The following is a 12,731-nucleotide window of genomic DNA, read 5'->3' on the forward strand; positions in this document are numbered from 1 at the left end:
GTTGCCGTGGCTCCGTTTTCAAGAGGATGGGCGATGAAACCGAATTAGCTCAGGTGCCAGATCTCGTCGTTGTACTGGGAGATCGTGCGGTCGGACGAGAAGGTGCCGGCGTTGGCGATGTTGATCAGCGCCTTGCGCATCCAAGCGTCCTGGTCCTCGTAGTCGGCCAGCACGCGCTCCTTGGTCTGGATGTACTCCTCAATGTCGAGTAGAGCCATAAACCAGTCCTTGCCCATGATGTCGTCGTGCAGGCGCTGCAGGCGCTCGGCGTTGCCGGTCGCCATAAAGGCGGGGTTGGTGATGAAGTCCACCAGCAGCTTGATGCCGGGCTTGCGGTAGAGCGCGCCGGCGTCATAGGTGCCGTCGGCGTAGAGCTGCTCGACCTGCTTGGACGAGGCGCCAAAGGTATAGATGTTCTCGTCGCCGACAAGCTCGGCAATCTCCACGTTGGCACCGTCGAGCGTGCACAGGGTCAAAGCGCCGTTGAGCATGAACTTCATGTTGGAGGTGCCGCTCGCCTCCTTGGAGGCCAGGCTGATCTGCTCGGAGATGTCAGCAGCGGGGATCACGCGCTCGGCAGCGGTGACGTTGTAGTTCTCGATCATGACAACCTGCAGGTAGGGAGCCACGTCGGGGTCGTTTGCAATCCACTGGGACAGCGTCAGGATCAGGTGAATGATGTCTTGGGCGATAGTGTAGGCAGGGGCCGCCTTGCCGCCAAAGATGATGGTGACGGGATGCTTAGGTCTGTTGCCGTTCTTGATATCGAGGTACTTCCAGATGATGTAGAGCGCGAGCATCTGCTGGCGCTTGTACTCGTGGATGCGCTTGACCTGGACGTCGATGATGGCGTTGGAGGGAATGGTCACGCCCTGCTCGAGCGCCATGAACTGGCGCATGATGGCCTTGGCCTCGGCCTTGGTGGCGGCCAGGCGCTCAAGAACATCTTTGTCGTCAACGAACTCGGCAAGCTTACTCAGGTCGCCGGTGCTGCGCCAATCGGTGCCGATCACATCGTCGAGCAGGCTGGCGAGCGCGGGGTTGGCGCCATGGATCCAACGGCGGAAGGTGATGCCGTTGGTCTTGTTGGAGAACTTCTCGGGGTAGATCTCGTAGAACGGATGAAGCTCGGTATCCTCCAGGATCTTGGTGTGCAGCGCGGCGACGCCGTTGATGGAGAAGCCAAAGTGGATGTCCATGTGGGCCATGTGGACGGTGTCGTATTCGTCGATGATGGCGACGCGTGGGTCGTCGTGCTCGGCCTTGGCGATCTCATCGAGCTTGACGATAATGTCGGCGATGGCAGGGGAGACCTTTTGCAGGCTGGCGAGCGGCCACTTCTCGAGGGCCTCGGCAAGAATCGTGTGGTTAGTGTAGGCGACCATGGACCGTACGATGGTCACGGCCTCGTCAAACTCGATGTCGTGCTCGGTGGTGAGCAGGCGAATGAGCTCGGGAATGACCATGGTGGGGTGCGTGTCATTGATCTGGACTACGGCGTAGTCGGCCAGGTCGTGCAAGTTGCTGCCGCGCTCGATGGCCTCGTCGATCAGGAGCTGGGCGGCGTTGCTCACCATGAAGTATTCCTGGTAGATGCGAAGCAGGCGGCCCTGCTCGTCGGAATCATCCGGATAGAGGAACAAGGTGAGGTTCTTGGCGATCTCGGTCTTGTCGAAGTCGATGGAGCTGCCGGGGACCAGGCCGTCGTCGACACTTGCCAGGTCGAACAGGCGTAGGCGGTTCTTGGTGGGCTGGCCATAACCGGGTACATCGATGTTGACGAGCTTGGAAGTAACGGCAAAATCACCGAACTCGACGGTGTAGGAGCGGTCGTCGTCGACTAGGATGTCCTGCTCACCGAGCCACTCGTCGGGGACGGCCTTCTGCTGGTTGTCGACAAAGCGCTGGCGGAACAGGCCGTAATGGTAGTTGAGGCCCACGCCATCGCCGGTCAAGCCCAGCGTGGCGATGGAATCCAGGAAGCATGCGGCCAGACGGCCCAGGCCGCCGTTGCCGAGCGACGGTTCGACCTCGAACTCCTCGATCTTGTTGAGGTCGTGGCCCGCGGCGGTGAGCTGGTCCTTAACCTCGTCATAGATGCCAAGGTCGATCATATTGTTGATGAGCAGCTTGCCGATCAAAAACTCGGCAGAGATGTAGTAGAGCTTTTTCTTGCCGTTGTTGAGAGGACAGGCGGCAGAGCGCTCCTGCACGAGCTTGGCCAGCAGCTTATAAATACGACGGTCATCGAGCTGCTCGAGCGAGGTGCCAAAGGACTGCTCGGCAAGATCCGCAAGATTGATACGGGGCATGTTTCCTCCTGTGATGGGTTGATTACATGTCAGAAATTCAAAAGAAGCCCGCGCGAGGGATTGGAGTGGCCTCGCGCGGGGAAAACGGACGCGTCCGCACGATGGGGTGGGGTCGGGCGCGGTGGCTCCTATTGGGGAAGCTCAATTTCGTCTTCCGACGGGATGCGGAAGTAGGTCTCGGTCCAGCCGGTGAGCTTGTGCTCGAGCTCGCGGGTGATGGCGCCATCGAGCATGCGCCAGGTCCAGTTGCCGCCCATGGTGGCGGGAGTGTTGATGCGCGCCTCGTTGCCCAGGTTGAGCAGGTCCTGCATGGTGTAGATGCAGGTATCGCTTACGCTGGCGGCGATGGCGCGGTTGAGTGCATCGGCCATGGGCTCGCCTGCCTGCTGGTGGGTGTACAGGGCCGCCTGCTCGCGCTGACGCGGGGTGGCCGTTCCCTCAAACCAACCGCGCGCCGTCTCGTTGTCGTGTGTGCCCACATAGGCGACGGTGTTGGCAATGTAGTTGTGCGGCAGGTAGTACGAGTTGGTGCCCTCAAAGGCGAACTGCAAGATCTTCATGCCGGGGAAGCCCGAGTTGTCGCGCATGTCGATGACGCCGGGGGTGAGGAAGCCCAGGTCTTCGGCGATGATGGGCAGCGTGCCGAGCTTTTCCTCGAGCGTCTTGAAGAACTTGAGGCCGGGGCCCTGCGTCCACGAACCGTAGGACGAATCGGGTGAGGAGAACGGCACCTCCCAATAGGCCTCGAAGCCGCGGAAGTGATCCAGGCGGATGACATCGTACATGTCGAGGGCGGCGCGGATACGGCCCTCCCACCAGGAGAAACCGTCGGCTTCCATGGCGTCCCAGTCGTAGATGGGATTGCCCCAGTACTGGCCGGTGGCCGAGAACTGGTCGGGCGGCGTGCCGGCGACACTCACAGGATTACCGGCGGCGTCGATCTTAAAGAGCTCGGGCGTGGCCCACATCTCGACGGAGTCGCGCGAGACATAGATGGGCAGGTCGCCGATGATGAGGATATCGCGCTCGTTGGCATAGGCCTTGAGGCGGCTCCACTGACGATTGAAGAAGTACTGCGTCATCTGGTGGTAGAGCATGCGCGCGGGATGGGCGGCGCAGACCTTGGCAGAAGCCTCGCCGCGGGTACGGAGCTCTGCGGGCCACTCCCAAAAGGCCTTGAGACCGCACTCCTCCTTGACGGTCATGAACTCGCAGTAGGGGATGAGCCAGTCTTCGTTTGCTTGGACAAAGTCGTCGAAGTCGGCCGGCTTGTCGGCGGCAAAGCGCTCGGCGGCGCGGTCGAGAATCTGACGACGGCCACCAAAGATGGCACCATAGTCGACATTGCTGGGGTCGGAGCCCAGGTACACGCCGTCGATATCGCACTGCTCCAGATAGCCGGCCTCGATAAGCTCGGCAAAGTCGATGAAATTGGGGTTGCCCGCACGGGCCGAGAACGACTGATAGGGCGAGTCGCCATAGCTCGTTGTCGTAAGGGGGAGAATCTGCCAGTAATGTTGTTTGCACGAGGCGAGGAAATCGACAAAGTCATAGGCGTTCCAGCCAAAGCCGCCGATACCGTAAGGTCCGGGCAATGACGAAACGGGCATCAGAACGCCGCTTGCACGCTCCATGGATGCACTCACCGTCCTTTTGAATAAGGGGCTGCGCCGTAGATGGATAGACGGCTCGTCCCGAGTTTCCATTGCTATTGTCCCTATTGTAGAACATGTTGTTTAAACATGTATAGAGAGAATGAAAAAGTTGCCGACTTTCGGTGAATGGTAGTGCGCCATAGACGATATGAGTTGAACATTGGGAGCTCCTCCCCTTGCGGCTCTTTTGTGGGTCGGGCGACAATGGTCGTCGTCATTAAAGACCGGCTGCCAGCCAGGTTGCAACAATGCAAGAAGGGTTCACATTCAGTTGGCCGTTGACACAAACAATCGCGCGAAGACCTCGTCTTCTTCGGTAAGTCCAGGCGCGGCAAGACGCGCATGGCAGTCGCCCTCACGATGCGCGCGGTCGCCGCGGACATGTCGGTCAGGTTCTGGCAGACCGCGCAGCTGGTTCTCGAGCTCGGCAACGCGAAGCGCAAGGGAACGCTGTCGAAACTGTTGAACGACGTGTCGCCCGCGAGGCTGCTCGTGCTCGACGAGTTCGTCTACGTCCCCTGCGACGTAGACGGTGCGAGGGTTCTCTACCAGGTCATTTCCGTCCATGTAGTGCTCGTAGGCCGCGGCGTCGTCGGGCTCGTCGAAGGAGAGGGACTCCGTCCAGTCCCAGTAGGCCCCCGTCCAGGCGCCCCTGCGCCTGCCGGCCGGCGTCGTCTCGTCGAAGACGAGGCCGTGGCGCAGCAGGAACTTCGACATCCGCTGCTTGGCGTGTTGCAGGTCGTCGCGCGCGTCCTCGAGGGCGCTCGTCGGGGACCCACACCTCGACGACGTTGCGGCGCGCCAGCATGCGTGCCAGCCACTCGGCGTGCGGCGGTCGTTCTTGCGGCCGCGGTCGGCCGCGGGCCGGTGCATCTTCGGGACCGCCCCGACGACGCAGCCGAGGCCGAGGGCCCGCAGCGCGCGGCCGCGGTTGATGGTACGACCATTGTCGCCCGACCCACGAGAGAGCTGCAAGGGGAGAGGCCCCAATGTTCAACTCATATCGTCTGTTGTGCCAGAGTCGCTCGGGAAAGCGCGACCGACGCAGCGCGCTGTTTTCCAGTCACATCCAGTTCGGGTTGATTTCAGCATGCGATAAGAAACTGGATTTGAATTTCGACTCGAAAGATGGGCAATGCTGATGAGAAACGCTTGGAGTTCGGGATTGCGCGGCGTGAAGCGACCCTCTTCTTATCGAGTTCGTTACAATGTAGGAAAAACAGTAAGTAAGAAGACCTCTGATTGCTTTAGGAGGAGCTGTGGTGAATAGCGCCCAGAAGATCGATAAGTCCATCCAGAAGATGATGACTCTCGGAAGAAGGCTTGGGATTCTGTTTACGGCGCTGTTTATAGCGGTGTGTTGCTGTTCGGTGGTGGTGGTTATTTCCATTGGGCTTATGGCTGCTCAAGGAAACCTATATGATCCATCAAAGACGGTTTCCGTAGTGGTTCCTTTGATGTATCTTCTGATTTCCGGAGGGGCCACATGGACCCTGCGGGGAATCAGCATGGACATGGCTCATGGCGAATCGCCCTTTACCCTTTCGCATGCTCGAAGAATCTCGATTATCGGGTGGCTGTTTGTTGCAGCGGCAATAGGTGACCTCTTGTTTTCTCCGGGGTTTCTTTCGATAGTGATTGGCCCCTTCGACTTGCTGGGGAACGCCTATTCGATGTTTGAAAACCTGGCCCTGCCCATAGATATTGGTGCTGTGCTGGGGGCCGTTTGCTGCTTCTCGATTTCTGCGATATGGCGCTACGGAGCTCTGCTTCAAGACCAGACCGAGGATTTGGTGTGAGGGGCGGCATGGACTATCTGATTATTGAGCTTGAAAGCTTATTGCTTCGACGCGGAAAGACGAGTACGGATATCATTCGGGCGACCGGGCACACACCGGCAAGTATCTCAAAAATACGAAATGGCAAGGTGAAGGCAATTAGGTTAAAGACATTGCTGGATATTTGCGTAGAGCTTGATTGCCAGCCTGGCGATCTTATTAAGCGCGTCAACGAAAGAGAACTTGAGGAACTGGCGACGCGGCGCGCCCGCAACGCGCTGAGCAGGGCGACCGCGACGGGTGATGACCCGGTCCTGGAGTCAGATCATGTTTACGTGGTCGATCTTAGAGACGACTGAGGCTGGAGAATAAAAAAGTATTGAGCAGGTGCAGCCCGTGAAAACAACGGTTTTCACGGGCTGTTCATTCAACGTCCTGCAGTGGCCTGTATTTCTCGCCGCGTCACTGGGGAACGAGAGAGTCATTTCCTGTGCTGGATGCAGGGGGGTGCTTACCTTGTGTAATATATAAATAAGCTTATATTGAAATATGATACATATCGAATTAGAATAACATTATCAATTCGGTATGCAAGGAAAGGAGGGAGAGATGGATTGGATTAACGAGCCGGAGGAAGGCGTTGCACCCGCGTGCGGCAACTGCTTCTTCTACGCGCACGGGGGATGCACGAAGAGGTGCCCCAATCAGTCCTGCACGTTCCGTTTCTAGGGGGCAGAGATGAACTGGCTTTCTACCGCGAAAGGAGGGGAATGAAATGGAATGGATTACCGAGCCGTCAGCCGGGGCTGAGCCCATGTGCAGCAATTGCTTCTTTTACGCGCACGGCAGCTGCAGCACCAAGTGTTCTTCACAGGAGTGCACTATCCGCTTTTAGCGGATAGCGCACGCCGTACGGCGTGCACAGACTGTTCAAAGATATTTTGGCCAGCAGCGCCTGAGGGGCGATGTGGCATTGCAATATGGGGGGCGAACCGACGTTACCTATAACCCCGCACAATTGCCATGTCGTCCCTTTTTATTGACGGGGAGGATGTCGTCCATGCGGGAAGTCCCAGTTGAATTGCGTGCCATATCCAAGAGATATGGCGGGTTTGAAGCGGTTAAATCAGTCTCGTTCTCTTTAATGGAAGGCGAGCTGTGTGCACTCATTGGGGAGAATGGTGCCGGCAAGAGCACGTTAATTCGATTGATCACGGGGCTTTCGGAGCCATCGTCAGGAACGATCTCGATGTTTGGGCAAACCGGGAGACGTGAAATACGGAGCTGCAGGGAAAGGCTGGGTTATATGCCCGACCTCAATGCTTCGTATCCTAATCTGACCGCGCGAGACAACTTGGTCGTTCGCTGTATTGAGTGGGGCCTCCCACCGATCGTTCCATCGACGGTGTGTTATCAACCGTCGGTTTGGGGGAGGCCGGCGGGAAGAAAGTGAAGAACTTCTCAATGGGAATGAGGAGGCGTCTCGATCTGGCCATAGCGTTGCTGGGCGATCCGGAGCTGTTGATCCTGGACGAGCCGACAAACGGCCTGGATCCGATGGGGATAGTCGAAGTAAGAAAAATCCTTACGCATCTTAACAAAGATCAAGGTAAAACGATTCTCGTATCCAGCCACAATCTTGAGGAGATGCACAAGCTGGCAACTGATTACCTCTTCATAAGTCATGGTCGCCTCATTCGAAGGATGACCGCACCTCAGCTGGAAAAGTCATGCCGCGGTGGTTTCGTGTTGCATGTGGACGATCTGGAGCGAACGAGATCGGTTCTCGGAGATGAGACCTCACATTCTTTTCTGCCGGACGGCAGCGTCCTTATGCGCTATGAGGAGAAAAAGGAAGGGCGGGGCATTGCAATCGAAGCGCTCTCGACCGCAGGTGTGAGGGTTGCGGAGGCGTATTCTCATAGGAAGAGCCTTGAGGAGTTTTATTCGGAGCTCATCGGTCGAGAGAGCGAGCTGTGATGAAACGCGAGTTCATCTCAGCTTTTCGGAGCGAGGTATGGTTGCTCGCCAGGCACCCGGCGACCGCTCTGATGATTGCGCTTGCGGCTGTGCTGTATGTGGTTGCGGCTGCGACTTCGTCTGAGGTGCTGATCATGGTCGCCGGTGATGACCCGTATACGCTTGGAGGGGCTATAGGTTTTATTGGAAACCTAGTGGATGCAGGGGACGTTTTGGGCTCTGTTGCCCGGACGTCTTTTGCGTCTACAGTGGTCTGGATTCCGGTGACGATTCTCTACGCGGTTTACGCTACGTCGAGAGACTTTGAATCCGTGGCTTACGCCGTATCGAGATCGCGAGGGGTGTCGCAGGCGGCGATTGTGATCACGAAGCTGTTGGTGAACTGCACTCTGGTCGGTGCCGTGTATCTTCTTTCTACGACTGCGCTGTATTTAACCAAGATGGCCCAATGGGACGTTGGGGCCTCGTGCTCAGGGTTTGCCCAATTTGTATCGATTGCGCTGATGATCGCGCTGCTGCTCATTTCGATGTACGCCGCTACCTTCGCCCTGTATTTGCTCACGAGGAGTGTGGTGGCGAGCAGCGTCGTTGCAATAGCGGTTTCGACATTTGTGATGGTGTGGTTCCCAAGTACATACGGAAGCGGTCAGCCCAGCTTGCTGCTCATGCTCTCGCCCGTGTATTACCTGATGAACCTGTGTTCCCTGAGTATGCAGAATGTTGGTGTAATTCAGGTTTTGCTGTATGCGGGCGGCACTGTGCTTGTGTCGGTTGGAGTTGCGCTCGTCTCGCTATTTGTAAGGACGGCGGTTCGATGAATCTTGGGATGTCGGTCAGGGCGGAACTGTTCCGTGCAAGGAGAATGAAACTCGCCGTGATAATAGCGCTGATGTATTTGGGCATCGCGGGGATTTATGTGTTTGCCGGGTCCGGCGCATGGGTCTCCGCAGGGGGAGAGGGCCAGTTCTTTGGCTTTTCCGCCGATCCGGGCTATCTTTTCTCGATAGGGGTTGGGCCAACGGGTATCTCTTCCTGGCTAAGTGTCGTCTCCATGGCGCATACGGTGTTCTTCCCAATCGTCTCTGTTGTTGTGGCGGGGACGCTATTCGGTGATGCGACGAGCGTGTCGGCAAGGGGAGTTTCGATTGCTCGGGGCTTCCGCAGCTGGCAGCTGTTTGCGGCAAAGACATTGGCTTGCGAAGTGTATACGCTGTGCCCCTACATCGTGTTTACTCTCGGTGTCGCTGCGGTCTTTGCCGTGTGCTCCGGAAGCGGTCTAGACAGCCTTACGGTTGGTAATGTGACCTCGGCACTCCTGTCGAATATCGTTATAGACGCCGCTTATACGCTGATGGTTGCGGTTGCATATGAGGTGTTCAGGATCAGATCTCTTGTGTCGGGAGCCTTGCTGGTCGCAACGTTCGCGGGCCTTGTTATCGCGATGAGTTTCCCAACCGTTTTACCCCCGGTTCACATGGCTTATTGGATGAGGGCGTGCGGGGCTGCCGGCGGGACGGTCCTGATGGCTGCATGCGGCCATGCGGTCATCGTGTCGCTCGCATGTCTATTGCTGCTTTCGTGCAGTTTTTATCGAAGAAGGTAGTGCGCTGGCGTATGCGCAGCGTCTGAGGGTCGATATGGATTTGGTTGGAAATGGAGATGGTGCGAAGTGAAACTGTCGCAATTTAATGTGGTGCATGAACATAACGGAAGTCTTCTTATCATGAATGCGCGAACCGGCGGCATCCTGTCGTTAAATCCGGAATACGCGCAGAAATTCAAAAGGATTCAAGAAGGGGACGTTCGGGATGCCGATGATCTTGTCGCGGAGCTGATAAGGGGAGGCATCCTAGTCAATGAGGAGAGGGACGAGCTTGGGGAGATCAGGTTGCAAAGTCGCGCCGCGCGCTTTGCGAATACTGCTCTGTCCCTTACCATTGCGCCAACGATGGCTTGCAACTTTTGCTGTCCCTACTGCTATGAAAAGGGACAGGCGTACACGACGATGGGCGAGGAGGTTTTGACACAGCTCTCCAAGTTCGTGAAAGATTACTATCCTGGTATCGCAAGTCTCTCAGTTGGATGGTACGGCGGCGAGCCTCTGCTCGGAATGAAGATGATCGAACGGATTACGTCGGATCTGAAAGATGTCGTGGGGCCAACGTGTGAATATTCCGCATCGATAGTGACAAATGGCTATCTGCTGACGCCTGATGTTGCAAGGAGGCTCGCGGCATGTGGTGTGACGAGCGCGCAAGTGACTATAGATGGATCGAAGTCGGATCACGATTCGAGAAGGATTCTTCACGACGGAAGCCCTACATACGAACGTATTCTCAAGAACGTCAAAGAGTGTGCCGACATCATCGATATTTCGATAAGGAGCAACGTCGACAAGACCAACATCGAGGCCGCTCAAGAGCTATTGGATTATCTCGAGCTAAATGGCCTGATGAATAAGGTTCACTTCTATTTAGCCCCTGTTGACGATATCAATCAGGTATGTGCGAACGACAGCCACTGCTTTACTGTAAAAGAGTTCTCGTATGAGGAGACTGAGTTTTCTAAAAGGGCAATTGCGCGGGGCTTCAAAGTTCAACCTTTTGGTGGGACGAATTTCGGGATATGTTGCGCCGTTGGAATCAACTCGTACGTGGTTGATCCCGTCGGAGATTTGTATAAGTGCTGGGATGACATTGGAATGAAGGAGCGGAGGGTCGGAACTATTTTCGAGCCGCCAATGTTGAGCAAGAACATGATTAACTGGATGGCATATGAGCCGGATGACCCGGAATGCCAAGAGTGCTTTGCTTTTCCCATGTGCATGGGAGGGTGCCCCAACCACGCCTTAAACGGTGAGGGGAAACGTTGCGTTTCCTTCCGGTATGATGCCGAGCAAAAAATGCTGCTCTCCCAGATGATGAATACGGCAAAACGGGGTGCGGGGCAAAATGAGGCTGATGCTTAATCTCTGTAGAAAATATATACTGGGCGGTCGATTCTACGCCTATCTTGTCGTAACAGTTTTGGTCGGGCTGCTTGCGCTTGCGGGTCCCTTTCTTACCGGCATAGTGGTAAACCGATTGGCGATGCCGGCCAGCGCCGATCTTGCCGCCGTTCTCGTTTGTTGCCTTATTTTGGTTGCGGTCCAAGCGGTTCGAGCGGGACTAGTGTATTGCTCAGAGATGCTGTACATCAACCTTCAGTCGCATGCGGGGTTCGGCTTAAATGCGGATACGCTTGAGCACGTGAAGCACCTTCCCCAGGCATTCTTCGAGGGCTTCAACGCGTCGTATTATAACCAGCAAATCAATCACGACGCTAATGACCTTGTCATCTTCGTAATCAACTCGGTTGTGGGGGTTTCAAGCAACGTTATCACCCTTTTGTCCGCCCTGTTTGTTCTCGGTAGCCTGAATATCAAGTTGAGTGTGGTCTGCCTTGTTCTTGCGGCAGCGAGTGCCGCTTTTTATGCGGTTTCACGCGCAAGGCTGTTTGAGAGAAGTTTTGACGTACAAGAGCAGAGCGCGAGGTTTTTTTCCTGTCTACAAGATCAGTTGGAGAAAGTTGATTTCATCCGCAAACATGCTTTGTTCGATAGGTCCCGCGCTGTACTGGTCGAAGCTTTTAATGGGCTCTATCCAACGATGAGAGCAAATCAGGAAGTAGGGTCTAGATTTACCTTTGGCAACGCGTTGGTCGCTTCCGCCGCTCAAGGATGTCTTCTTGCTGTGGGCGCGGTTGAAGTGATGGGCGGGAGACTGTTGCCTGGTTTTCTCGTGACTGCTGTTGGATATTATTCGAACTTAAGCTCAGCGGTACAGTATTTGTTGGGCTGGGGAAGGGATTACCAGACTAATCGCGTATGCTATGAGCGGCTGAAAAGAATTTGGGATGTCCCGGTGGAAGCGAATGGCAAATTGGCGCTTGGTCCGATTGAGGAAATCCGTCTAGAGAACATCAAGCTACGTTATCCAGGGGCGGAAAGGGTCGCGTTAAGCATTGAGGGGCTCGCGTTTTCCAGGGGTCGGCTATATGGAATCTCGGGGCCGAATGGTTCGGGGAAGAGCTCGCTGCTGTCAGTGATATTGGGGCTATATCCAGATGACACAGAAGGGGCCGTTCGCTACAACGGGGTGTCACAGCGTTGCATCGATCGATATGCATTGCGGCGGTGTCGAGTCAGCATTACGGAGCAAGAACCCCCTATCGTTGAGGGGACGATTCTCGATAATCTTACGCTGCTTTCTGATGATTACGAGATGGATAAGCTGAATCGGATGCTTGTCATATTGGGGCTAGACGAAATGGTTGCTTCTGTGGAGAACGGGGCAACGGCGATGCTTGACGGCGGGAAAGGAGGGGTGTCCGGCGGCGAGAAGCAAAAGATTGCAATTGTGAGACAGCTGTTGAAATCGCCGGACGTTATGCTTTTTGATGAACCGACCTCAGCACTTGATGCGAAGAGTCGAGGCGCGCTGATCAAATTGCTTCATGAAATTAAGAGAGACCATATTGTAATCGTTGTCACTCATGACGAGGAGATGCTTGCCGCCTGTGACGAGGTCATTTCGACGGCTGGATGATTATCGGATTGTGGCGTTGAAGACCAAGAAACTTGAAATGGCGTGGGCTCTGGGTAGGTCTCCACGGGTACGCCGTCGGTGCTGTACTCGACCGCCCGGCAAGAAGGTTTTATAGCGTGTTTCCCCAGAGAGGTCCCTTTGTCCGGTAGTGGCGAGGGGAGCCTCTCTTTTGCTCACCTCTTGCGGCGGAGGGGGACACCATGCGCCTATGCAGGACAAACTGCGCGTTCTTGTCGAATGATGGGCTATGTGTAGAGATGATGGTCTCGGGTAGAGGCCGTGTCGCGCTCGGCTGCGATGAGCCAGGCAATTCAATCTTCATCCGGGAGGACCTTGGCAAGACAAGCAGGGCGAAGACCTTGGCGACGTTCGGGAGCCGTGTGGCGCCCGGCTCCACGCTCATCCACGACATGGAGCCGG

General features: G+C 56.0%; 12 protein-coding genes. 10 read left to right on the plus strand and 2 right to left on the minus strand.

Annotation, left to right across the window (positions count from 1 at the left end):
- Positions 1 to 44 precede the first annotated feature (44 nt).
- Entirely contained in the window at positions 45 to 2,312 is a 2,268-nt protein-coding gene (gene glgP / locus DWV43_RS07355; RefSeq protein WP_117776882.1) for a glycogen/starch/alpha-glucan family phosphorylase, read from the minus strand.
- A gap of 128 nt (positions 2,313 to 2,440) precedes the next feature.
- The gene (gene malQ, locus DWV43_RS07360; protein WP_255413150.1) at positions 2,441 to 4,018 is read right to left on the minus strand and encodes a 4-alpha-glucanotransferase; all 1,578 of its coding nucleotides are present in this window, start codon (positions 4,016 to 4,018) and stop codon (positions 2,441 to 2,443) included.
- A 291-nt stretch (positions 4,019 to 4,309) separates the two neighbouring features.
- On the opposite strand from malQ, the gene DWV43_RS10550 reads away from it, so the two are divergent.
- The 10 genes from DWV43_RS10550 to DWV43_RS10375 form a co-directional block, all read left to right on the plus strand.
- Positions 4,310 to 5,050 (plus strand): ATP-binding protein, encoded by a 741-nt coding sequence (locus tag DWV43_RS10550; protein ID WP_117817696.1) that lies wholly within the window; start codon positions 4,310 to 4,312, stop codon positions 5,048 to 5,050.
- A 179-nt stretch (positions 5,051 to 5,229) separates the two neighbouring features.
- Positions 5,230 to 5,766 carry a hypothetical protein gene (locus tag DWV43_RS07370; protein ID WP_035137761.1) on the plus strand — a complete coding sequence of 179 codons (537 nt, stop codon included), beginning with the start codon at positions 5,230 to 5,232 and terminating at the stop codon, positions 5,764 to 5,766.
- A gap of 8 nt (positions 5,767 to 5,774) precedes the next feature.
- Positions 5,775 to 6,104 (plus strand): helix-turn-helix transcriptional regulator, encoded by a 330-nt coding sequence (locus DWV43_RS07375; RefSeq protein WP_052044110.1) that lies wholly within the window; start codon positions 5,775 to 5,777, stop codon positions 6,102 to 6,104.
- A gap of 701 nt (positions 6,105 to 6,805) precedes the next feature.
- The gene (locus tag DWV43_RS10555; RefSeq protein WP_370446030.1) at positions 6,806 to 7,198 is read left to right on the plus strand and encodes an ATP-binding cassette domain-containing protein; all 393 of its coding nucleotides are present in this window, start codon (positions 6,806 to 6,808) and stop codon (positions 7,196 to 7,198) included.
- A complete protein-coding gene (locus DWV43_RS07385) occupies positions 7,120 to 7,725 on the plus strand; it encodes an ATP-binding cassette domain-containing protein (RefSeq protein ID WP_117817692.1) in 606 nt (201 codons plus the stop codon). The genes DWV43_RS10555 and DWV43_RS07385 overlap by 79 nt, the downstream gene beginning before the upstream one ends.
- A complete protein-coding gene (locus DWV43_RS07390) occupies positions 7,725 to 8,543 on the plus strand; it encodes a hypothetical protein (protein WP_117564851.1) in 819 nt (272 codons plus the stop codon). Before DWV43_RS07385 ends, DWV43_RS07390 begins: the two co-directional genes overlap by 1 nt.
- On the plus strand, positions 8,540 to 9,328 hold the full coding sequence (locus DWV43_RS07395) for a hypothetical protein (protein ID WP_035137757.1): 789 nt from the start codon (positions 8,540 to 8,542) through the stop codon (positions 9,326 to 9,328). Before DWV43_RS07390 ends, DWV43_RS07395 begins: the two co-directional genes overlap by 4 nt.
- Positions 9,329 to 9,394: 66 nt before the next feature.
- Positions 9,395 to 10,693 (plus strand): radical SAM/SPASM domain-containing protein, encoded by a 1,299-nt coding sequence (locus DWV43_RS07400; protein WP_117817690.1) that lies wholly within the window; start codon positions 9,395 to 9,397, stop codon positions 10,691 to 10,693.
- Positions 10,677 to 12,311: an ABC transporter ATP-binding protein gene (locus DWV43_RS07405; RefSeq protein WP_084591801.1), complete on the plus strand. Its 1,635-nt coding sequence runs from the start codon at positions 10,677 to 10,679 to the stop codon at positions 12,309 to 12,311. The genes DWV43_RS07400 and DWV43_RS07405 overlap by 17 nt, the downstream gene beginning before the upstream one ends.
- A 200-nt stretch (positions 12,312 to 12,511) precedes the next feature.
- The coding region (locus DWV43_RS10375) for a hypothetical protein (protein WP_233542727.1) at positions 12,512 to 12,731 on the plus strand (220 nt) is incomplete at its 3' end.

The organism is Collinsella sp. AF05-9, assembly GCF_003465595.1.
In the GTDB taxonomy this organism is placed as follows: domain Bacteria; phylum Actinomycetota; class Coriobacteriia; order Coriobacteriales; family Coriobacteriaceae; genus Collinsella.

Bases quoted from the DNA above. Each gene is read 5' to 3' on its own strand.
- DWV43_RS07405 (WP_084591801.1), top strand. From the start codon at position 10,677: ATGAGGCTGATGCTTAATCTCTGTAGAAAATATATACTGGGCGGTCGA.
- malQ (WP_255413150.1), bottom strand. From the start codon at position 4,018: ATGGAAACTCGGGACGAGCCGTCTATCCATCTACGGCGCAGCCCCTTA.
- DWV43_RS10550 (WP_117817696.1), top strand. From the start codon at position 4,310: ATGGCAGTCGCCCTCACGATGCGCGCGGTCGCCGCGGACATGTCGGTC.
- glgP (WP_117776882.1), bottom strand. From the start codon at position 2,312: ATGCCCCGTATCAATCTTGCGGATCTTGCCGAGCAGTCCTTTGGCACC.
- DWV43_RS07390 (WP_117564851.1), top strand. From the start codon at position 7,725: ATGAAACGCGAGTTCATCTCAGCTTTTCGGAGCGAGGTATGGTTGCTC.
- DWV43_RS07375 (WP_052044110.1), top strand. From the start codon at position 5,775: ATGGACTATCTGATTATTGAGCTTGAAAGCTTATTGCTTCGACGCGGA.
- DWV43_RS10555 (WP_370446030.1), top strand. From the start codon at position 6,806: ATGCGGGAAGTCCCAGTTGAATTGCGTGCCATATCCAAGAGATATGGC.
- DWV43_RS07395 (WP_035137757.1), top strand. From the start codon at position 8,540: ATGAATCTTGGGATGTCGGTCAGGGCGGAACTGTTCCGTGCAAGGAGA.